The organism is Myroides sp. C15-4 (assembly GCF_050522745.1).
GTDB lineage: Bacteria > Bacteroidota > Bacteroidia > Flavobacteriales > Flavobacteriaceae > Flavobacterium.
The window spans coordinates 54,129-74,003 of the sequence record NZ_JBMVQX010000004.1 but is presented as its reverse complement, the minus strand read 5'-3'; the positions used below and the strand labels follow the sequence as shown (position 1 = coordinate 74,003).

Annotated in this window: 22 protein-coding genes; 5 read left to right on the top strand and 17 right to left on the bottom strand. The window is 37.7% G+C overall.

Features of this window, described 5'->3' with window-relative positions; all coding sequences use genetic code 11:
• Positions 1-150: 150 nt before the first annotated feature.
• The 5 genes from ACPDHL_RS03010 to ACPDHL_RS02990 all read right to left on the bottom strand — a co-directional run bounded on the left by ACPDHL_RS03010 (position 151) and on the right by ACPDHL_RS02990 (position 5,990).
• Positions 151-1,623, bottom strand: coding sequence for an aminoacyl-histidine dipeptidase (locus ACPDHL_RS03010; RefSeq protein ID WP_430531328.1), 1,473 nt, complete (start codon positions 1,621-1,623; stop codon positions 151-153).
• A gap of 142 nt (positions 1,624-1,765) precedes the next feature.
• Positions 1,766-2,608, bottom strand: a complete 843-nt coding sequence (locus tag ACPDHL_RS03005; RefSeq protein ID WP_430531327.1) for an EamA family transporter — start codon at positions 2,606-2,608, stop codon at positions 1,766-1,768.
• 132 nt (positions 2,609-2,740) lie between these two features.
• Entirely contained in the window at positions 2,741-3,757 is a 1,017-nt protein-coding gene (locus ACPDHL_RS03000) for a hypothetical protein (protein ID WP_430531326.1), read from the bottom strand.
• Positions 3,744-4,340 carry a nicotinamide riboside transporter PnuC gene (gene pnuC / locus ACPDHL_RS02995; RefSeq protein ID WP_430531325.1) on the bottom strand — a complete coding sequence of 199 codons (597 nt, stop codon included), beginning with the start codon at positions 4,338-4,340 and terminating at the stop codon, positions 3,744-3,746. Before pnuC ends, ACPDHL_RS03000 begins: the two co-directional genes overlap by 14 nt.
• Positions 4,341-4,574: 234 nt before the next feature.
• Positions 4,575-5,990 (bottom strand): PLP-dependent aminotransferase family protein, encoded by a 1,416-nt coding sequence (locus ACPDHL_RS02990; protein WP_430531324.1) that lies wholly within the window; start codon positions 5,988-5,990, stop codon positions 4,575-4,577.
• An 86-nt stretch (positions 5,991-6,076) separates the two neighbouring features.
• Between ACPDHL_RS02990 and ACPDHL_RS02985 the strand changes: the two genes are divergently transcribed.
• A complete protein-coding gene (locus ACPDHL_RS02985; protein WP_430531323.1) occupies positions 6,077-6,952 on the top strand; it encodes a DMT family transporter in 876 nt (291 codons plus the stop codon).
• 34 nt (positions 6,953-6,986) lie between these two features.
• On the opposite strand, the gene ACPDHL_RS02980 is transcribed toward ACPDHL_RS02985, so the two are convergent.
• Together ACPDHL_RS02980 and ACPDHL_RS02975 are read right to left on the bottom strand one after the other, a co-directional pair.
• Positions 6,987-7,565, bottom strand: coding sequence for a lipocalin family protein (locus ACPDHL_RS02980; RefSeq protein ID WP_430531322.1), 579 nt, complete (start codon positions 7,563-7,565; stop codon positions 6,987-6,989).
• Between the two features lie 266 nt (positions 7,566-7,831).
• Positions 7,832-8,431: a rhomboid family intramembrane serine protease gene (locus ACPDHL_RS02975; RefSeq protein ID WP_430531321.1), complete on the bottom strand. Its 600-nt coding sequence runs from the start codon at positions 8,429-8,431 to the stop codon at positions 7,832-7,834.
• 279 nt (positions 8,432-8,710) lie between these two features.
• On the opposite strand from ACPDHL_RS02975, the gene ACPDHL_RS02970 reads away from it, so the two are divergent.
• The 4 genes from ACPDHL_RS02970 to ACPDHL_RS02955 are packed head-to-tail and all read left to right on the top strand — an operon-like array spanning position 8,711 to position 13,386.
• Positions 8,711-9,343, top strand: coding sequence for a TetR/AcrR family transcriptional regulator (locus tag ACPDHL_RS02970; protein WP_430531320.1), 633 nt, complete (start codon positions 8,711-8,713; stop codon positions 9,341-9,343).
• Positions 9,330-10,667 carry a TolC family protein gene (locus ACPDHL_RS02965; protein ID WP_430531319.1) on the top strand — a complete coding sequence of 446 codons (1,338 nt, stop codon included), beginning with the start codon at positions 9,330-9,332 and terminating at the stop codon, positions 10,665-10,667. The genes ACPDHL_RS02970 and ACPDHL_RS02965 overlap by 14 nt, the downstream gene beginning before the upstream one ends.
• Positions 10,654-11,799, top strand: coding sequence for an HlyD family secretion protein (locus ACPDHL_RS02960; RefSeq protein ID WP_430531318.1), 1,146 nt, complete (start codon positions 10,654-10,656; stop codon positions 11,797-11,799). The genes ACPDHL_RS02965 and ACPDHL_RS02960 overlap by 14 nt, the downstream gene beginning before the upstream one ends.
• A gap of 12 nt (positions 11,800-11,811) precedes the next feature.
• Positions 11,812-13,386, top strand: a complete 1,575-nt coding sequence (locus ACPDHL_RS02955; protein ID WP_430531317.1) for a DHA2 family efflux MFS transporter permease subunit — start codon at positions 11,812-11,814, stop codon at positions 13,384-13,386.
• Between the two features lie 93 nt (positions 13,387-13,479).
• Here ACPDHL_RS02955 and ACPDHL_RS02950 read toward each other — a convergent pair whose 3' ends face one another.
• From ACPDHL_RS02950 to ACPDHL_RS02905, 10 genes are all read right to left on the bottom strand, one after another.
• Positions 13,480-13,905: a VOC family protein gene (locus ACPDHL_RS02950; protein ID WP_430531316.1), complete on the bottom strand. Its 426-nt coding sequence runs from the start codon at positions 13,903-13,905 to the stop codon at positions 13,480-13,482.
• Between the two features lie 27 nt (positions 13,906-13,932).
• On the bottom strand, positions 13,933-14,388 hold the full coding sequence (locus tag ACPDHL_RS02945) for a DUF1801 domain-containing protein (protein ID WP_430531315.1): 456 nt from the start codon (positions 14,386-14,388) through the stop codon (positions 13,933-13,935).
• Positions 14,389-14,648: 260 nt separating this feature from the next.
• Positions 14,649-15,131 (bottom strand): hypothetical protein, encoded by a 483-nt coding sequence (locus tag ACPDHL_RS02940; RefSeq protein WP_430531314.1) that lies wholly within the window; start codon positions 15,129-15,131, stop codon positions 14,649-14,651.
• Positions 15,132-15,246: 115 nt separating this feature from the next.
• Entirely contained in the window at positions 15,247-15,834 is a 588-nt protein-coding gene (locus ACPDHL_RS02935; protein WP_430531313.1) for a hypothetical protein, read from the bottom strand.
• Positions 15,835-16,008: 174 nt separating this feature from the next.
• Complete coding sequence (locus ACPDHL_RS02930) at positions 16,009-16,815, bottom strand: hypothetical protein (protein WP_430531312.1); 807 nt, start codon at positions 16,813-16,815, stop codon at positions 16,009-16,011.
• Between the two features lie 141 nt (positions 16,816-16,956).
• Complete coding sequence (locus ACPDHL_RS02925) at positions 16,957-17,142, bottom strand: hypothetical protein (protein ID WP_430531311.1); 186 nt, start codon at positions 17,140-17,142, stop codon at positions 16,957-16,959.
• A 69-nt stretch (positions 17,143-17,211) separates the two neighbouring features.
• A complete protein-coding gene (locus tag ACPDHL_RS02920; protein WP_430531310.1) occupies positions 17,212-17,784 on the bottom strand; it encodes a Crp/Fnr family transcriptional regulator in 573 nt (190 codons plus the stop codon).
• Between the two features lie 105 nt (positions 17,785-17,889).
• The gene (locus ACPDHL_RS02915) at positions 17,890-18,144 is read right to left on the bottom strand and encodes an NAD(P)-dependent oxidoreductase (RefSeq protein WP_430531309.1); all 255 of its coding nucleotides are present in this window, start codon (positions 18,142-18,144) and stop codon (positions 17,890-17,892) included.
• A 33-nt stretch (positions 18,145-18,177) separates the two neighbouring features.
• On the bottom strand, positions 18,178-18,444 hold the full coding sequence (locus ACPDHL_RS02910; protein ID WP_430531308.1) for a hypothetical protein: 267 nt from the start codon (positions 18,442-18,444) through the stop codon (positions 18,178-18,180).
• Positions 18,445-19,001: 557 nt separating this feature from the next.
• Positions 19,002-19,865: an outer membrane beta-barrel protein gene (locus ACPDHL_RS02905; RefSeq protein ID WP_430531307.1), complete on the bottom strand. Its 864-nt coding sequence runs from the start codon at positions 19,863-19,865 to the stop codon at positions 19,002-19,004.
• Between the last annotated feature and the right edge of the window lie 10 nt (positions 19,866-19,875).

Here is a 19,875-nt window from a genome sequence, read left to right as displayed (position 1 = left end):
TAACCCGTAAATCAGCTAGATTATGACAGCAACTAAAGACGGAGTTTTGGACAGGGTAAACGGAATGAACCTCGCTTTTGGATATAAAAAAAACAGCAAGAGCGAAAAGCTACCTGCTGTTTTTATAGGGTTAACGTTCTTGGGATACGTTTATTTTTTTAGTGGAATTTGCTTTAAGATTTCTAAAACAAAGTTCCAAAATTTTTGAAGTGATTCAATGTTTGCACGCTCTGCTGGAGAGTGAGCTCCTTTGATTGTAGGACCAAATGAAATCATATCCATCGTTGGATAATGCGTACCTAAGATTCCACATTCTAAACCTGCGTGACAAGCCACTACATTTGGTTTTTCGCTGTGTTGTTTTTCGTAAATATCAACTAAAACATCCAGAATTTCAGAATCTGGGTTTGGACTCCATCCTGGGTAAGAACCAGAAAATTCCACCTCACATCCCATTAATTCAAATGCGGCACGTAAACCATTCGCTACGTCCATTTTAGAAGACTCTACAGATGAACGAGTTAAACATTTAACTGTTAGTTGTCCATTTCCTACTTCTACTTTTGCGATATTGTTAGAAGCTTCTACTAAATCATCGAAGTCTGGACTCATGCGGAATACACCATTATGAGCCGCATACATCGAACGAACAAAGAAGTATTGCGCCATAGATGGCATTACTTTTTTCGGCGTCTCTGCTTCGTCTAATTTATCGAATATAACTTCTAATCCTGGATCAACTGTGTGTAATTCGGCTTTGATTTCCGCTACAATTTGCGTCATATCATACACAAAAGCTTCGTCATACATTTGAGCGATTATCACAGTTGCAACGCTTTCACGTGGAATAGCATTGCGCAAGCTTCCTCCTTTGATCGTTGCAATTTGCAAACCAAAATTATCAAAAGAATCAAACAACAAGCGGTTCATGATTTTATTGGCATTCCCCAATCCTTTGTGAATGTCCATTCCCGAGTGTCCTCCGTTTAATCCTTTGATTGTAATGCGGTATCCTACTGCATTTTCGGGTGTATCCTCTTCATCGTATTCTGCTGAAGCAGTTACATCAATTCCCCCAGCACATCCGATATCGATTTCATCGTCTTCTTCTGTATCTAAGTTTAAAAGAATTTCACCTTCAAGCAAACCTCCTTTTAACCCCTTAGCTCCTGTCATTCCCGTCTCTTCATCAATAGTGAATAAGGCTTCAATAGCAGGATGTGGAATGTCATTACTCTCTAAAATAGCCATGATGGTAGCTACACCTAATCCGTTGTCAGCCCCTAATGTTGTTCCCTTAGCACGTACCCATCCATCTTCTACATACATTTCGATTCCCTGTGTATCGAAATCAAAATCCGTATCATTGTTTTTTTGGTGAACCATATCCAAATGCGATTGCATCACAATTGTTTTTCTGTTCTCCATTCCAGCTGTTGCCGGTTTTTTAATGATGACGTTTCCTACTTCATCTTGGATTGTTTCTAACCCTAACGATTTTCCGAAGTCTACCATAAAAGCAATTACGCGTTCTTCTTTTTTAGAAGGACGTGGCACTGCATTCAAATCGGCAAACTTATTCCAAACTTGTTTTGGTTCTAAGTTTCTTATTTCTTGATTCATAATTTCACTATAAATTCTAATTATTCCTTGTTCCTCAAAGGTAAACTATTCTCTTTAAAAATGGGGCAATTCCCCTATTTTGTTGCTAGTAATGCAAAGTAAAAACTAAAACAGCCTAAAGAAGTACTTTATATAAAACGGGTTAATTTACTCTAGGTGAGGTTATTGTAGTTCCAATGCTTGCAAAAACCACACAAGCTACAGACAACCATTGCACCAAGCTAAGGGCTTCTCCTAAAAAAAGTAAACCACTTAAGGCTGCAAATGCGGGGTGCAAACTGGTCAAAATACTAAAGCTCTTTGCGGGGATTCGCTTCATGGCAACTAAGTCTAACGTAAAGGGTAAAGAGCTTGATAGTATGGCAACAGCTAGTCCCAAAAAGAACAAAGGCCAAGTTAGGTGAACTAAGCCCCCTGAAGCAATTCCAACAGGTACAATAATCATTGCTGCGAATACCGTTCCGATAGACACTGCTGTTCTGCCATCGATGAGTTTGGTTACTTTACTTCCCATAACAATATACCCCACCCAAAACATTCCGGCCATAAAAGCCATACCCAATCCCAATAAATCAACATTGTTGCTCTTCCAAGGCACAATGAGTAAAATACCAATACACGCTAGCATGGCCCAAAGTACATCCAATACCCGACGCGATAAAAACAACGCCAACAGCAAAGGACCTATAAATTCAACAGTAACTCCTAAGCCTAAAGGTACGCGCTCAATAGCAAAGTAAAACAGTAAATTCATTCCACCAATACTGAGTCCATACCCCAAACAGCACAGCCATTGTTTTTTCGTTAAAGCTTTTAGATTGGGTCTATTAATTACCAGTAGTAAAATAGCAGATAGACCAATACGCAAGGAACTTGCACCAGCTGGTCCTAAAACAGGAAACAGCTTTTTTGCTAGTGACGCACCGCCTTGCACACACATAATAGAGGTTAAGGCTGCCGAAATAGCGGTTCTTTTTTCACTCATTTCAACCAATTAAAAAAAACAAACTTTACCCCATAGTGGAATAAAGTTCATGTTTGAGGCAAAAATACGGCTTCACAAGAAGTATCGCAATGGAAATGTTCTTTTTATTTTAGAAGTAGAGCGAATGAACTCTTATGTTGTTGTATCTGATCTAAAATTAGCATGTTGTGTAGCGGTAAAAAAGTCACAAAATAGTTGATAAATGGGTTGATCAACTTGGGTTCCTTTGATGCCTAACTGCACAAATACTTGGGTGATTTTAGCAATGAGTTGTTCCAATGCGCGCGTTCCATACTGGTGGATTTCCTCTTCTAGCCCTATCGATATGGGGCTGTTACGCTCCAATAATCCTTCGATTTGAATAGCGTAGGTTAACACCCCCTCTAGCATGGTTTCGATTCTTTTTTGATTCCTGTGTAAAATTGGGTTTGACCATACCTTAGCTGCGGCTTCCATAAAATGAGAAGCCATGCCCAAATAGTTGACCAATAGCGTTAAATCAGCAAAAAGACCAAAGGGAATCTTGGTGATTTGGTCGTCCGTATAGAATACATCATAAACGAAGTGATAGTCTGCCGGAATAGTTGCCTCCTTCACTTCGAAAGAAAAGGTTCCCGTTGCTTTCATACCCATAGATTTCCAATTGGAAATAATCGTTACTTGGTTCTTGGGAATTATAAACGAACAAATCTTCGGATTTCCTTCCTCATCAAGTACAGGATTTCCTTGTTTGAGTACACGAGCATTTAACGTAAAGTGGCTGAGATAAGGAGCTCCTGTAGCATAATGCCACAGTCCATTTAGCACATAGCAACCATCTTCTTGTTCATCAGCTGTTCCGCCTACCATACCACTACCGCCAAAACAAGTGTATGCACTTGAGAATAGCGCTTTTGCCGTTTCTGGTTGTAAATTACGAGCAAAATAATTGGCTCCTGAACAAAGGGTTAACATCCATCCTAAACTTCCATCGATCTTGGCCCAATCGTATAAATGGAGTAAGCCTGATCTAAAGTCACAACCTAAACCTCCATAGTTTTTTGGTACCCAAATTTGTAGCCATCTTTCCTTGTAAATATGTTCAATCACCTCTTGTGAAATAGCGGTTGCTCCTCGCATCGCCTCTCTTAACTCCTTAACATTTAGCATATTGCTCCTCTTTTAAAATTCGATTCCATTTAATATACCCTAAAACGGCAACGACAAACAAAAATACTGTCAGCCCAGCATATAGATATAAATTCTTGTGTACCATCAAGGGGATGGAAATTAGATTACTGATATTTAACAGTATCCAATTTTCTACTTTGCGCTTTGCCATCAACCACATACCTGCCCATGCAAAAGCACTGACCAAAGAATCCCAAATAGGGACATCCGAATCAGTATACTGGGTCAGAAAGAACCAAAACAATCCAAAGGTAGCACTCACAATGCCCAACACAATCCATTTATCTGTCGTATTCGCTCTTGATATTTTAGCTTCTTCTTGCTGTTTGCCGTATTTCCAATACAACCAACCGTAGATACTCATGGCCAAATAGTAGAGGTTTAAGGTGAATTCTGCATAGAGTTTGGCTGTAATCATCACATAAAGTGTTAGCGATATACCTGCAATTCCAAAAAGATAGTTGTTGGAGTTATTTCTCGATGCAAGTACGACTTGAATCATAGAAAAAAAGACACCGAGCCATTCGGTCCACGTGGTTTGTTGTAAGATTTCCTGCATCATATTAACTTAACTAAAGTAAATGATGAGATGATAAATGGTTGATCCCTACGCTAGCATTACCTAGGTCAGGTGTGGAAACGAGTTCCAGGGTATCATCTCAGCCGCAACCTTGTGCAGCACCCCTTTCAAGTGGCAAAGGTGACATTTTTTTTTGATACAAAAAAATTTAGGTTGGATCGAATCGGCTACCCCAAAAAAACAAAAGCCAACTAACAACCAATCAGGTGTTTATAATTAAACAGCTCGCAAACTAAGTCGACCAACTCGTTTGAGCTGTTGTTCTATTTCCTTAGACCACGGTAAACCAATGCTAATTCGAATACAGTTTTGAAACTGACGTTGCACAGTAAACATGCGTCCTGGAGCAATACTGATTCCCTCCTGTATGCACAAATCATATAATTTAAGTGTATTAACTTTTTCATCGAATTCAATCCACAGGGATAATCCTCCCTCTGGGCGGGTTACTTTTGTACCTGTAGGAAATTCATTTACAATAACCGTGAGCATTTTTTGATAGTTGGCAAATAGGCTTTGTCTTAATTTGCGCAAGTGTTTTTCATATTTACCCGACTTCATAAAATTAGCTACTGCTTCCTGTACAATAGCAGGAGAGGAAATAGAATGTATTAATTTCTGCTCAATGACTTTATCTTGATATTTTCCCGCACTAACCCAACCGACGCGGTAGCCTGGAGCTAAGGTTTTGGAAACCGCACTACACCACAACACATTGCCTGTTGTATCAAAAGCTTTACAACACACAGGACGCTTGCCATTGAAGTTTAAATCTCCATAAACATCATCCTCTATTAAAGGTATAGAATAGGAGGCCAATAGTTCAACTACTTTCTTTTTATTTTCTACGGGCATACAACTCCCTAAAGGCGTGTTGTAATTGGTAATTAACAAGCAGATATCAATGACAGGACAAACCCGTGCTAAGGCATCTAACTTTACCCCTGTTACCGGATCTGTAGGTAATTCCAATACTTTAAACCCTAAGTCAATCGCCAATTGAAAGATTCCGGGATAACACGGACTTTCTATGGCAACTGTATCCCCTGCCTTTCCCAAGGCTAACAAGCAGAGGGATATGGCGTGTATACTTCCATTGGTTGTTACAATTTCATCTTCTGTAAGGGCTCCTCCCCATGTCATCGAACGGGCGGCAATCATGCGTCTGAGGTTAATATTTCCTTGAACTCCTTCATAATCCACTCCCCCATACTTCATTTCTTTTGCCGCCTGAATAATTTCCTTTTTCATTTGTGCAGCAGGTAAAAACTCCCCATAAAGCGAATTGAATGAAAATAGGGTCAACTCTTCCTTACCAATACTAGAATATACTTTATTAATAATATCCTTCGGTATATCACTATCAGCCAAAGGAGTTGGATTACTCGCTTTAGGCAAAGGAAAATGGGTGTAATTGACATGGCTTACAAAATAGCCCGATTGAGGAACAGCAAGTACCAAAGATTCCGATTCTAATTCTAAATAAACGCGTTTTGCTGTATTCATACTGATATTGTACGTCTTACACAAGACGCGTATTGATGGAAGGCGATCTCCTTTTTTGAATACGCCGTTTCGAATTTGATTGGCTAGCTTTTCCGCTAAACGCAAATAGAGGTATTTATCTTCCATAACTTAACTGTGTCCATCCAAATATACAAAACTGCGACTGTGTTTGTTGCTAATTTCCGTTTACTTTTGAAAAAAATTAGAAATACATGAAAGCAACAACAGTAACCCATACGTCAAGCGGATGGATGAACGGATTAATTGGAGTACTACTCTTTAGTGGATCTATGCCTGCTACGAAAGTGGCGGTATTGAGTTTAGATCCTATTTTTGTCACGTTGGTACGCGCCTTAATTGCGGCTGTTTTAGCTGGGCTATTCTTGTTTTATAGCAAGGCAACAATACCCAATAAAATCGAATCAAAATCAATTATACTCGTAGCTATAGGTGCAGTGATTGGATTTCCCTTACTGTCTTCTTTAGCTTTACAACATATGACTGCTGCACGGTCTTTAGTCTTTGTTGGGACACTACCTTTGAGTACAGCCATTTTTGCCGTACTACGTGGAAAGGAAAAACCTAAACCCCTTTTTTGGCTTTTTGCATTAATCGGTAGTGGATTAGTAGTCGGATTTGCTTATGCACAACATGCAACAAGCTCACTTACAGGCGACTTGTTGATGCTTGCTGCTATAGTTCTCTGTGGATTAGCCTATGCTGAAGGTGCTGTATTGACTAAAACAATGGGCGGAAGTCAAGTTATATCTTGGGCCATTATCTATGCCCTACCGATTTTACTTCCTTCGCTTTTCTTTTTTATGCCCACCTCTTTTCACTTCATTCAAACGGATACTTGGGTGAGTTTACTGTATCTCGGTACCATGAGTATGTTTACTGGTTTTATCTTCTGGTACAAAGGATTAGCACAGGGTGGAATAGCTTCTGTAGGACAGTTGCAACTGCTACAACCTTTCTTTGGTTTGGCTCTAGCTGCAATTTTCCTCAATGAATACGTCTCTATTGGGATGATAGGCGTGACTCTGGGTGTGGTTTTATCAGTCGCTGCGAGTAAGAAATTTGCTTAACTGGTGAGTGGTGAGTGGTGAGTGGTGTCAACCATTACTTCAAGCTGCCAAATTCGTTGAGAAAAGGATTGTTGTCATTATCGTGATTGACCCAAATTAAACGCGAGGTATCATAACCTATTTCTTTCGCTAGGTTTAGGTATTCTTCTTTAACAGATGTGGGAATGCTTTTTTCTCTGGATAGAATCCACAGGTAATCTAAATCTTTTCCAGCGATTAAAGCATAGCGATAGTCAGCATCTAGGGCAATAACCGTATAGCCTGAATAAAAAGGACCAAAGAAGCTAACTTTCAATGCGGCCTGTGTTTTTTCTCCTCTAAATTTCGCTTTACCCACTGCTTTCTTCCACTCTTTTTCTTTGGTATTGTAGCCGCTATTTAACACGATGACGTTTCCTTGTTTATCTAAGTGATATTGAGCGGATGTATTGTCCAGGTCTTTTTCAAAGCGAAAATCAAAACGCGCAATTTCATACCATGTCCCTAAGTAGCGATTAACGTCAAAAGGCGTTACTGCTTTCGCTTTCTCAGGCATGGATTGCGTGTTGCAGGACATACAAGCGAAAAGAAGTAGGAGGACCATACTGAAACGATAGAAAGATTTATTTTTCATGGGATTGAGTTTACTTCAAATGTACAGAATTGAAATTAAAAGTAGTCAGTTATTTAGAGCTATTTTAAATAATTAGCCTAAAAAATAAAGCTTTCCTTTCTTAGCCCCATATAGCGTTAGCTATATCCCTTGTTCTATTAAAGCTAAAACAACCCCATTTACCCCAGCACCAGAGGTACTGCTCACGGAATGGAAATTATTTACCCCTTATATAAGCCTCGACTTTGTTTGATGCGATAAAATATCTTTTCCATACAGGGGGAAAATCAAGCTTTTTTTCTTCTCTTTTTGTTTAATTGATAGGCATAAAAAAAGCCTACCCCAGCGCCAAGTAAATGCCCTTGCCAAGAAACATCATCCTCAACTAAGTAAGGAAAGATAGCGTAAATCAATCCTCCATAGAGCAGAACAACAAGAAGGGACACAAGGATTAAGAGCACTTGACGTGAAAAGATACCACTAAAACAAAGAAAAGTAGCAAGCATATAAATTAAACCACTTGCACCTATGTGACAGCTATGGATCTGATGCTTTAAAAAATTAAAATCAGGTAAAAGCCACAACAGCATACCAGAAAGAATCCAGCCTCCAATAAGAACAGTATAGGCTTGCTTTTTGTAAAATAAGAACAAGAGTACGCTTAAAAAGAATAAAGGGAGGGTATTGCTGCTGAGATGATCAAGGCTACCATGAAATAAGGGGCTTAAAAATATGTCCTTAATTCCTGCAATACGCCAAGGTATTACACCATAACAAGCTTGAAAAAAACCGATTTGCTGTAAAAAAAATAAAAGCCAAAGCAAAGCAACTAGGCCTATAGCGGGATAAAAATCTTCCTTTTTTAATTGTAGCACTCCTTTTTTCAAGATAAAGACTATTTGAGACTTGTAAATATACAACTATCTTCTTTTAAAGGGGGAATTTTGATGTACTATGCTTTTCATCCCTACGATACTAATGCCTTAGCTCACCACCTATACCTAAAACTTCTAATTTACAGTAAATCAAAAACTTATATTTTGCATTAAAACCATGTAAACACACAAATACTTGAATTAAAACTATTTTAACGCAAAAAAAGTAAGAAAAATATAAAAACTAATTAAACGTTTGTTTAATTTTGTGCCTGAAAAATAAAAAGAATCATGGCATTAAGTGAGAAACAAAGAGAGATCCTATTGGTAGCAGAAGAGTTATTTTCTCAAAAAGGGATTGATGGTACGAGCATACGCGACATCTCAAAAGCCGCGGGAATTAATGTAGCCATGGTCAACTATTATTTTGGGTCTAAAAGTGCGATGGTTACGGCTCTCTTTGAAATACGCTTAACCCGTACAAGAGAAAAATTGATCGACTTAACCGACAACACCCGTTTAAATCCCTTCGATAAACTGATGGCCTTTGTAGAACATCTCATGGCTGTACAGCTAAGTAATGCTGATTTCCACCTGATTTTAATGAATCAATTAGCGCGAAAAGAGAATGCACCTGAAATATCAGAAGGCATTGTTTTACTAAAACGCGAAATCATGCAACACATTACCTACTTCATTGAAGAAGGCTATGAAAAGGGCTTGTTCCAAGCCAAACCAGACGCCATGACTTTTGTAATCTTCTCCATGGGCGTAACCACCTATCTTATTCACCACGAGCATATGCTTTATGAATATTGGAATCTCGCTAATCACCAGGAATTTAGTTCACATATCAAACAACAAATATATCCTTATTTAATTCAATCCTTTAAATCAATATTAATCTACAATGAACAGAAGTAACTACCTCGTACTTGCTTCCTTATTTGTTTGTCAAGCATTCGCTCAGACCCCTACTCCAACCTCACTGACTTTAGAGCAGGCCCTAGCATTAAGTTTAAAAAATGGCAAGGAAATAAAAAAAGTAAAAGCTAGTACAGAAGCCTCAAGACTTCAAATTCACAGCGCTCAAAATATGCGCTACCCCGAATTAGAAGTTTCTGGCACTTACAACCGCCTTTTTGATGGTACAGATGTCAACCTAAAAGTACCACTCCCCCCTTCGAAAGAAGAAAATCAGATGCCCGAAGTTACTCCACAGCATTTGATTATTGCCCAAGCAAAAGCCAATATTCCCCTGTTTAGTGGTTTTAAGATTAGCAATACGGTAACACAGCGCAAGCAATACTACGCTTTAGCGCAATTAACCGAAACATCAACCACAGAAAATGTAGTATATCAAACAATCAACCTCTACTTTGCGCTGTACAAAACGCAACAGTCTTTGGTTTTATTGAATGAAAACTTAAAACGCGCCCATCAACGTACACTTGACTTTGAACAGTTTTTAGCCAATGGTTTAATTGCAAAAAATGACTACCTGAGAACGCAGTTGCAAGAAGCCAATATTGAATTATCCTTAGCGGAAACAAAAAATACGCTAAAGAATATTAGCACGCGTTTAAGCACTTTAATTGACTATACAGCAGAAACTCCTCTTGTGGCAGAAAAAGTAAAGCCTGTAGCTATTTTACCAACAAAAACAGATGATTTTTCTGCTCGAAAAGATATTCAAGGTGCTCAAAAAATGAATGAAATTGCTCAAACGGCTATTAAAATAGCCCGAGGGAATTACTTTCCTTCTATTGGCTTAACTGCGGGCTACTCTGCCCTTCAGTTGGATAAGGTAGTCGATATCACCAATGCAACTAGTGTGGGTATTGGACTTAAATATGACCTAACACAACTCTTTAAAAACAGAACCGAAGTTAACAAAGCCAAAGCCAAGCAATTGGAAGTCGATTACCAAGTACAACTCGTTGAAGATTTGGCTAAGGTCGAAACGGAAGAGGCTTATAATGCGTATGAATTAGCCTTGAAAAAGAATGCGGTATTAGCGAAAGCTTTAGTTCAGGCCAATGAAAACTACCGCATTGTAAAGGATAAGTATGACAATGGTTTAACGGATACGGACCACCTATTGGAAGCCGATGTACAACAGCTACAAGCCCAACTTGATCACATGCTAGGTGAAGCCGATGAAACCTTAACCCTTTACCAATACGCCTATAAAACAGGTAAATTATTAGACAACTTACAACTCAAAGACCAAGATGGAAACAAATAATACAGCATATAAAAAACCACTGAATAAAAAATTCATAGCTGCCTTAGCAGTGATGCTCGTTATTGGAGGTGGATATGGAATCTACAAGTACGTACATGCTTTGGCACATGAAAACACTGATGATGCCCAGATCGAAACAAAAATTACGCCTGTTGTATCTAAAATACCAGGCTATATCAAAAACATCTATGTACAGGATAATCAGGTGATCAAAAAAGGCGATACGTTAATTCGCTTGGATGATAGAGAATATGCTATCAATGTAGAACAGGCAAAAGCCAATTATCAGGCGGCTTTGAGTCAATTGAAAATAGCAGAAGCAGGTGAAAATACGAGTCAATCGACAGTGCTTTCCTCTCAAGCTGGTGCATCTACGGCACAAGCCAATGTAGCGACGGCCAAAGCGAATATCGATGCAGCAAACACACAGCTATGGAGAGCGACAAATGATTATGAACGCTACAATCGCTTGTACCAAACCCAATCCATTACCAAACAACAGTATGAACAAGCATTAGCAGCAAAAGAAACGGCTGAAAAACAAGTGGTAGTACTACAAGAGCAGCTCAAAGCGAGCGAAAAACAAGCCCATGCAGTAGCACAACAAGTGAATATTAGCCGTTCACAAGCGGTTGCTTCTACCTCGCAAATTGATGCTGCGAAAGCCCTAGTGGATCAAGCAAAAGCCAACTTAGATCATGCGGAATTGTACTTGTCTTATACAGTTATTACAGCGAAAGAAGAGGGTCAAGTATCCAAAATAAACCTTCAAGCGGGGCAATTAATTCAACCGGGACAAGGCTTGTTTAATACGGTACAAAAAGGCAATATCTGGGTAGTTGCTAACTTCAAAGAAACGCAAATGCAATACATGCGCGAAGGTCAAGCTGTGAGCATTAAAGTAGATGCTTTTCCCAAGCATAAATTCGAAGGAACTATCAATTCAATGTCCCCTGCAACGGGTGCTAAATTTGCCCTACTCCCTCCAGATAATGCTTCGGGAAACTTTGTAAAAACCGTACAGCGTATTCCTGTTAAAATCACATTTTCCAATCCGGATGACGAGATGTTAGCCTATGTAAAACCAGGAATGAATGTCGATATTGAAGTAAATATTAAAAGCGGACGATAAACAAACACAACAATGAGTGAAGAAAGCTTAGTAGAACATGGTTATCGACGCATAATTATTACCATTACAGCTATTCTTTGTGCGCTACTTGAAATTGTAGATACAACAATTGTCAACGTAGCCATGAATGATATGAAAGGAAGTATCGGGGTTTCCTTAACCGATATCGCTTGGGTGGTTACAGCCTATGCCATTGCCAATGTAATTGTAGTGCCGATGACTAGCTGGCTCTCACAACAATTTGGAAGACGCAATTATTTTGCCGCTTCTATTATCATCTTTACCGTGGCTTCTTTTTTATGTGGGTATTCTACTACATTATGGGAGATTATACTTTTTCGTTTTATTCAAGGGTTAGGTGGAGGAGCCTTATTGGTTACTTCCCAAACGATTATAACAGAGAGTTATCCCGTTGAAAAAAGAGGTGTTGCTCAGGCAATCTACGGTATGGGGGTAATTGTGGGACCAACACTTGGACCGCCTTTAGGTGGTTATATTATTGATCATTATTCGTGGCCCTTTATTTTTTATATCAATGTACCTATTGGAATTTTAGCTACTGTACTGACCTTACTCTATGTAAAAAGTCCTAGATATGCTGAGAAAAGCAAGTTAAACGAAGTTGATTTTTTGGGTATTATACTGTTAGCCGTCGCAGTAGGTTCTTTACAATATGTATTGGAACACGGACAACAAGACGATTGGTTTGAAAATTCAACCATTCTGACCTTGTCTATTACTTCTGTACTGGGATTCTTTTTCTTTGTATGGAGGGAATTGACCTGTGAAAAACCCATTGTAAACCTACGGGTGCTAAAAGATTCCAATCTGGCGATTGGTACCGTATTATCCTTTATCTTGGGATTTGGACTCTATGGATCCACTTTTATTATTCCGATCTATACGCAATCCATCTTAGGGTGGACCGCTACAGATGCTGGAATGCTGTTGGTGCCTAGTTCGTTAATGACAGCGCTTATGATGCCTTTTATTGCGCGAATGTTACAACGAGGGGTTCCTCCGAAATACTTGGTCGCCACGGGATTCTTAGTCTTTTTTGCCTATAGTTTCTGGGCCCATACTATTTTGACTCCCGATACAGGTCGAGAGCATTTCTTCTGGCCTTTAGTTATACGCGGAGTTGGTTTAGGTTTGCTATTTGTACCGATTACCACCCTATCGCTATCGAATTTGCGCAACAAACAAATTGGTGAAGGTGCTGCTTTTACGGGAATGATGCGCCAATTAGGAGGTTCTTTTGGTATCGCTTTAATTACTACGTTTATCTCCCGTTGGACCGTTAACCACCGTTTGGCTTTAGTCAGCCATTTGGATACAGCCTCCTTAGAGGTTCAAAACCGAGTGATAGCCTTACAACAAAGTTTTATTGCCAAAGGATTTACCGCAGATGAAGCGCTACAAAAAGCCTATACGCTACTGGATTTAGGGGTAACTAAACAAGCCACCGTGCTCACCTATATGGATGTATTTATGTTCTTAGGGGTTTTATTCCTAATCTGTATTCCTTTTATCTTACTTCTAATTAAGAAAGGCGCAGGAAAAATTATCGCTGGTGCAGGACATTAATGGTTGACAGTTGACACCGAATTAAAATAATAAAAAAGGGTTGATTCTATCAAGATCAACCCTTTTTTATATTTATTAGTTTAATGATTTCTTTTACGCCTCGTCGTAATTCACCATCCAATTGATGCCAAACTTATCAAGGGCCATCCCAAAATAAGCACCCCAAAACGTATGTTCTAAAGGCATCGTTATCGTTCCTCCTGCAGCAATGGCCGCAAACAATTGATCCGCTTCGCTTTTGCTCTCTGCATTAATTGAAATAGAAAAATTATTCCCTTGAACAAAAGGTGGTGCATAGTCACTAAGACTATCACTGCCCATCAAAACCGTATTTCCAATGGGATAACTGACGTGCATGACTTTGTTTTTATCTTTCTCTGATACAGTAAATCCCTCTTGTGGAGGCATGTCACCAAATTTGCCGATGTAGGTAAAATCTCCGCCAAAAACAGATTTATAAAAGTTAAATGCTTCTTCGCAATTGCCTTCAAAATTTAGGTAGGTGTGTATTGTTGCCATAATTTAATTGGATTTAGTTCGTTCGAATTACTTTTTTAATTTACTTTCATAGAGATCAACCCATTGTTGCAGGCTCATTTTTTGCATTAATTCTCCAATAAGTTGAAAGGGAATTTCTTCCATGTTTTTAAATCGAATACAGCTTTTTCCCATATCTAATTTACGCTTGCAATGCTTAGGATACTCTGCTACAAACCAAGCTAATAAATCAGGATCGGAATAAATCCCCATATGGTAAAAATTCACGGAATTCTTTTGAGAAGCAAGTCCTGCAAAAGGCAACGCCTCTGTGGGTTTGCAGTGATAACCTGCTGGATAAAGACGATGGGGAACAACATAGCCCAAACCGCCATAACTAATCGCAGCCTCAAAGCCCTCTGGCAAATGATCTACAATAGTTTGGTGTAATTTTCTAAATGCCGCTGCGCGTTCGGCAGGAATGCGCAATAAGATTTCTTCTACAGTAGTTCCTTCTGCTTTCATAAATAGTAGTTAAGAAATGGTTGTGATTTTAACAAGACTAATGTATTAAAAATACACATTAGTTTTAGTATGTGAGATTCATTATGTAAAATCAAAACTTAATTAACATAAAATAACCTCTTAAATAGATGAGAATATTTTATTTCAATCTATTTTTCTTAGCTACTAAACCTTTATTAGGCTGTCTTTGCTTAGGCTATGAACTAAAAAAAGGCTTTTTAAAACTAAAAAAGCCCTTCGAATGGTACTAGTAAAATAATTTAGATTTTTCTCTTTTTACTGTATGCAATCTTCATAAAACGAGTTTTTTCTGGTGCTCCATCATACCAAGTAGACTCGCGTTCAAGAACCATTTTTGACTCGTCAACATGGTTCACTTTGTATTCAACCCTATCGATATAGTCATCGCCATGAAATTCTGTTATCAGTAGGTTTTTATCAAAAGTTAAACGATGTTTGACTGTACCTTCTTGACAATTAGCCTGGGGATCATATTTACGGCTGTAATACTCAATAAAGATGTCCTCTTTGATTTCAATACGAGTCAACGCACAATTATCAATATTAAAAGCAGCTATCTCCTTGATTACTTTTTTGTGCTCATCTAAAAAAGTAATTGTAGACTCCTCCCAAATACCCTTAACCTCAGTTGAATAGTCAATAGCAGGACTAGCATCATCACTGGAACAACTAGCGGTAGATAGCCCCAATCCAAGGAACAAAAACAAGACTAACTTCTTCATAATTTAGTGTTTAAATGAAATACAATAGTAAGCTAATTTTAAGAAAAAAGAAAAAAAACAGCTATTGAAAATGAGTTTATTCGTACTAATTCTAGAAATGCTTCGAAAAATAAAACTAGGTAAGTGCCTCTGCGATATGAAATTTATCACAGAGTGCATCTACAATACACTCCAATAAAGCTTTTAACGCTAATAATTCGGATTCACTTAAACGAGTAGCTTCCACATATACTGCAACTTCATATTGATTAGCAGCTAATTGTTCGCCCCAAATCCCGTCTTGGGTGTCAATAAATAGACCTTCAATATTGAGTTCAACTAGGCTTTGTCTAATGGCAGGCAACAAAAAAACACAAGTATTGGGATTTAACGTATGTATGTGATAATGACGATCGAACTCCCGATCCAACGTGCGGTATAAATTACCCTGAAAAATATTAACTAAGCGATTAAAAAAACTCGCTTTCTCTATTCGAATCTTTAACGATTGAGGATACTTAAATTTACAATAAACACGGGTTATAAAAGATTCATAACTTTTGGTTCCTACTGTACTTGTAAAATAGTAGTTGTCAAAAACAATCTTAAATCCCTTATAAACGTGAATTGCTTTAGGAGAATGCCAATACTGACGCGCTATAAATTCTGCATTAATTGTTTCGCTAAATGCCTTCCAATAGAGATTGTATTTTTCTGTAAACATAAACATTATTTTAAGCTAATAATTATAAATTTAATAAAAAAAAATAATTTTTGGACTAAAAAATGTATTTGCCTTACTTTATTTACTATCCCAATAGTACAGTCTCATTTGCTTGGTTCCTATCGATCACGCTTAAAACAAAAACACCCAATGAGTATTCATCGGGTGTTTTTGTTATAAATAAAAAGCTGGTGTTTGTTTTCTCACCGTTTGACCATTTTCTTTTTTAATTTCAATCGTAAAGGTATACACTCCACTTTCTGCTGGTAACTGATGTGGCTTTACATACCATTTTGTACCTGTAAATTGTCTTTTTGAAAAATCAATATCCGCTAATTTAACCGCACTAATGGTGTGGGGAAATAGATTTCGATCTCCATTGATAATAAAGTTTTTATCCTGATATGTGCCTTCCTCCGTCACAGATCGATAATCATTTTGAACGGTACGAAGCATATCCTCAAAATAGACTGTAAACAAGCTACTGACATCACTGCCTGCTTTAAACTCAGGCGCGTAGTCTTGATCCGTAAATAGTTTAACCGATTCAAATTTTTCTCCAATAGCCATAGGATATTCGGAAGTCCAGGAACGAAAATAGCTGGACGCATAATGATTATCCCCTATAGAATCCGAAAATACATGAAAGAGGTTGTAATACCCCGGGGTTCCACCACTATTTCCTTTAGTAGGTGCTTGATGAATCGCTTTAAAACTGAGCGTCATAGCCAAGGCATTACCACGTTGATTTTCTAGATGATTCCAGTCAATCTCAAATATTTTATTGGTTTCATCTAAAGATAGTAAGGTCCAATTAGGCTCAAACATAATCCCATCCTCCTTTAAATCAGTAAAATAACCTTGAATATAATATCCAGAGACGTAAGGAGTATCACAACAAGTTGTGTCATCACTGGATTTACAGCTGGATAAAAATAGTAAGGAACTAAGTCCCAAAATAAGATAAGTAGTAATTTTCATTCGTAAATAAGGTGTTAAATAATAGCTATTCTAGTATAGCTCGCCATTTCAGGCCGCTAATTTAACATAATTTTATTTTATTCAACCACTCCTTCTTATCTTTTATCCAACTTGTTGTTCAAGTTCCACTTTAGCTGCTTGTTATCGCATCGGCAAATCTGCTGCTGCTCCCCAAAATAACGATATAGTAATAGCGCGATCTAAATTTTTAATAGCAACTGCTTGCACACGCATAAATACCCCTGCGGAAGATGAAATCTCCGCATGTTTAAAGTCCGTGACAAATACTGGGGTTTTCCCTTTTTCTTTTACAATAACAGCTTTCATATCTTTGATTTTGTGTTGTTGTAAAAGTAATTTAAGCAGTGCTAGCGAGCGATAACATTTGTTATCATCTTAGGATCGGAGTAATTTGTTTTTTAAACGACTCAGGTGTACTTTGGAAATCCCCAAATAAGAAGCAATATAATGTTGAGGAATGCGCTTGATTAATTCAGGACGAGTCTCAAATAGCCTAAGGTAACGTTGTTCTGGTGTTGATTGTATAAAAGAAAGACTGTGATTGACATAATCAAACGTGCGTTGAAAAATTACATCAATAAACAGATTCCTGTATTCAGGATGCTGCAAAGAATCTTCTAATAGGGGTTGAATATCGTGCTTATCTGCCACCCAAACTACTGTGGGTTCAATCGTTTCTAAAGTAAATTTACTCGGCTGTCCTTTCCAAAAACTCTCTATCGAGGATACCATACTGTTTTCTAAAAAAAATTGAAACGTAACTTCCTGCCCTTCGTGATTCAACCAAACGCGCATACAGCCTTTTTTAACCCAAAACACTTTGGTAGCCACCTGCCCTTCTTCTAGTAGAATGGTTTTAGCAGGATATGCTTCTTCTCTAAAATATGGGCTATAGGTAGCGATAAAAGTCTGACTTAAAGTAGAGGAAGGATCAAATTTTTCAAACATACATTCATTTTTTAGGCTCATTCATTCAGGATGAACTCCACTAAATTACGGTATTTTTTCCTACCATAAAAAAGGCAAGTTTGGAATTCAAACTTGCCTTTTGTATTAATATCCGATCGTAAAGCGTTCTTGATGATGCTTCGGATGTTCCAATTCATCGATCATGGCTTTGGCATAATCACCAACAGAGATCTTGCTTTCGCCTGCTTCATTGCGTATTAAATCATCTTTTCCAAGACGGTAAACTCCTGTTCGTTCGCCAGGTTCTAAACTTCCTGCAGGAGAGAAAAACACCCAGTCGAGGTCTTCTTCATTCAATAGGGTGTTTAAAACAAGAACGAGCAACGTTGAATCGCTCACTCTCCTGTTGCGATTTTATTGAAAATTAGTTTATCATCTCGCTTTTTTAAACTTAACAACATAATACCGGACCATTTTGTTTCTAAAAATATACCAAGATCTCTTTCTAACATAGGTCGTAATATAATATCCTTCTTCCCTTAACTTGACTACTAAAATATCCGGAATGTAATTAATTACAATCCCATTTTTTCCTTTGCGTGCGCTTTTTTCTAATTTAGTGATAATAGAATCATATTTTTTTAAAGAAGCTTTTATAGCAATGCTATTCAAGCTTTCTGGTGTGATTTTTTTTTGCATAGAATCTAATTATAAAAGAGAACTCCTTTCGAAGTCAGATACAAAAAAACAACCAAAACCAAAAAAGCCTACCACAAATCGTAAAAAATAGTCCTAAAGCCCTTTTATTTATATGATTTTTGCATAATTACACAAAGTATAGACCATTACATTCAAAAGAAGACAATTTTTGCATTGTTCTTTTTTACTTTTACATTTTTTGATCTTTTAACGCTTGTCATTCAGCCTTATATCGCATTTTTCGCTTATTCTTTTCTCCTTTTACTGTGTACTTATTTTCGCGCTATTGAGGTGCTATTCTTTTTATATGTTGTTCATCCCCTTGTTCTAAACGATGTAACTGATTGTCAATCTCTATATTGTACCTATCACTTGGGGTGTATTTATTTTGATGCGCTAAACAGGAACGGTATGGCTCTTCGTTCAGAATAGCGCCAACAAAGTAGCTATAAATTGAGTCACTAATACGTGTAAATTCGTTACTTAGCAAATAAACTTCAAAAAAAAGTGCAACTGAGTTTTGCTCAGTTGCACTTGTCGTAGTTATCAAGTCGTAGCTATAATCCTAAGGCATAGCGTAGCTGAATACCAAAGCTATAGTTTTTAAATACTGCTTTTGAACTCTCTTGAATGCTGTTGTACTCCAACGCATTGTCTATATCTGCTTTGTATACCAGGATGTGTTCTTTTGTCTCTTTCACACTTGGTTTTTGATTATTCAAGCCTAAATCGAAATAAACTCCAATATAAAGATTTTGATTTTCTCTGACATTGTGTTTAACCCCAACCTCAGCAATCCAAGCCCAGCGATCTTTTAATTCGATATCTGGTTTGTGTTCCACCTTATCTTGGTGACCGAATCCTGCAAATAGCAAATCTTCGTTTAGCAGTAAGTTATACTGTGGAAAGTATCCCGAAGTTTCTAAATTATTCCACGTTACGGTAGGTTTACTACTCATCATTAATGAATATTGAACACCTGTTCGAACATAAATAGCGGTTTCTGCCTCACCCACATATTGTACCGTTAAAGGAATATTGATCTGGTTTACCTTCCATTGTTCTTTAAACGTTTTTCCCTCATAAGAAAAAATGAATTTCTCATTTTCTGAATCGATTTCATTACTTTGACCTTTTAAATTAGTAGCCTTAAAGTCAGTAGTATACATAGCATACTGTCCACCAATACCTATACTCCATTGTCTATTTAGGTAGTAGTCATATTGTAAACCAATAGCGGTGCTGAACTTTAAATCGCTAGAAATTTGGTCTGGTAAGCTTCCGTAATTTTGTATCATCCCAGCTTTTAAACTAACCCCTACTTCATGTTCTTTAAAATAATAGCGGCTGTATTGTGCTTGTGCTTGTTGATACCCGCCTACTAAAAGCCCTAATGTGAGAATACCAATATATTTTTTCATTTTTTATCTG

Coding starts and splice junctions, on each gene's coding strand:
- pnuC (WP_430531325.1), bottom strand. CDS start 4,340: ATGATGCAGGAAATCTTACAACAAACCACGTGGACCGAATGGCTCGGT.
- ACPDHL_RS03010 (WP_430531328.1), bottom strand. CDS start 1,623: ATGAATCAAGAAATAAGAAACTTAGAACCAAAACAAGTTTGGAATAAG.
- ACPDHL_RS02980 (WP_430531322.1), bottom strand. CDS start 7,565: ATGAAAAATAAATCTTTCTATCGTTTCAGTATGGTCCTCCTACTTCTT.
- ACPDHL_RS02970 (WP_430531320.1), top strand. CDS start 8,711: ATGGCATTAAGTGAGAAACAAAGAGAGATCCTATTGGTAGCAGAAGAG.
- ACPDHL_RS02990 (WP_430531324.1), bottom strand. CDS start 5,990: ATGGAAGATAAATACCTCTATTTGCGTTTAGCGGAAAAGCTAGCCAAT.
- ACPDHL_RS02960 (WP_430531318.1), top strand. CDS start 10,654: ATGGAAACAAATAATACAGCATATAAAAAACCACTGAATAAAAAATTC.
- ACPDHL_RS02930 (WP_430531312.1), bottom strand. CDS start 16,815: ATGAAAATTACTACTTATCTTATTTTGGGACTTAGTTCCTTACTATTT.
- ACPDHL_RS02920 (WP_430531310.1), bottom strand. CDS start 17,784: ATGTTTGAAAAATTTGATCCTTCCTCTACTTTAAGTCAGACTTTTATC.
- ACPDHL_RS02955 (WP_430531317.1), top strand. CDS start 11,812: ATGAGTGAAGAAAGCTTAGTAGAACATGGTTATCGACGCATAATTATT.
- ACPDHL_RS02985 (WP_430531323.1), top strand. CDS start 6,077: ATGAAAGCAACAACAGTAACCCATACGTCAAGCGGATGGATGAACGGA.
- ACPDHL_RS02905 (WP_430531307.1), bottom strand. CDS start 19,865: ATGAAAAAATATATTGGTATTCTCACATTAGGGCTTTTAGTAGGCGGG.
- ACPDHL_RS02965 (WP_430531319.1), top strand. CDS start 9,330: ATGAACAGAAGTAACTACCTCGTACTTGCTTCCTTATTTGTTTGTCAA.
- ACPDHL_RS02940 (WP_430531314.1), bottom strand. CDS start 15,131: ATGAAGAAGTTAGTCTTGTTTTTGTTCCTTGGATTGGGGCTATCTACC.
- ACPDHL_RS02925 (WP_430531311.1), bottom strand. CDS start 17,142: ATGAAAGCTGTTATTGTAAAAGAAAAAGGGAAAACCCCAGTATTTGTC.
- ACPDHL_RS03000 (WP_430531326.1), bottom strand. CDS start 3,757: ATGCTAAATGTTAAGGAGTTAAGAGAGGCGATGCGAGGAGCAACCGCT.
- ACPDHL_RS03005 (WP_430531327.1), bottom strand. CDS start 2,608: ATGAGTGAAAAAAGAACCGCTATTTCGGCAGCCTTAACCTCTATTATG.
- ACPDHL_RS02950 (WP_430531316.1), bottom strand. CDS start 13,905: ATGGCAACAATACACACCTACCTAAATTTTGAAGGCAATTGCGAAGAA.
- ACPDHL_RS02945 (WP_430531315.1), bottom strand. CDS start 14,388: ATGAAAGCAGAAGGAACTACTGTAGAAGAAATCTTATTGCGCATTCCT.
- ACPDHL_RS02910 (WP_430531308.1), bottom strand. CDS start 18,444: ATGCAAAAAAAAATCACACCAGAAAGCTTGAATAGCATTGCTATAAAA.
- ACPDHL_RS02935 (WP_430531313.1), bottom strand. CDS start 15,834: ATGTTTACAGAAAAATACAATCTCTATTGGAAGGCATTTAGCGAAACA.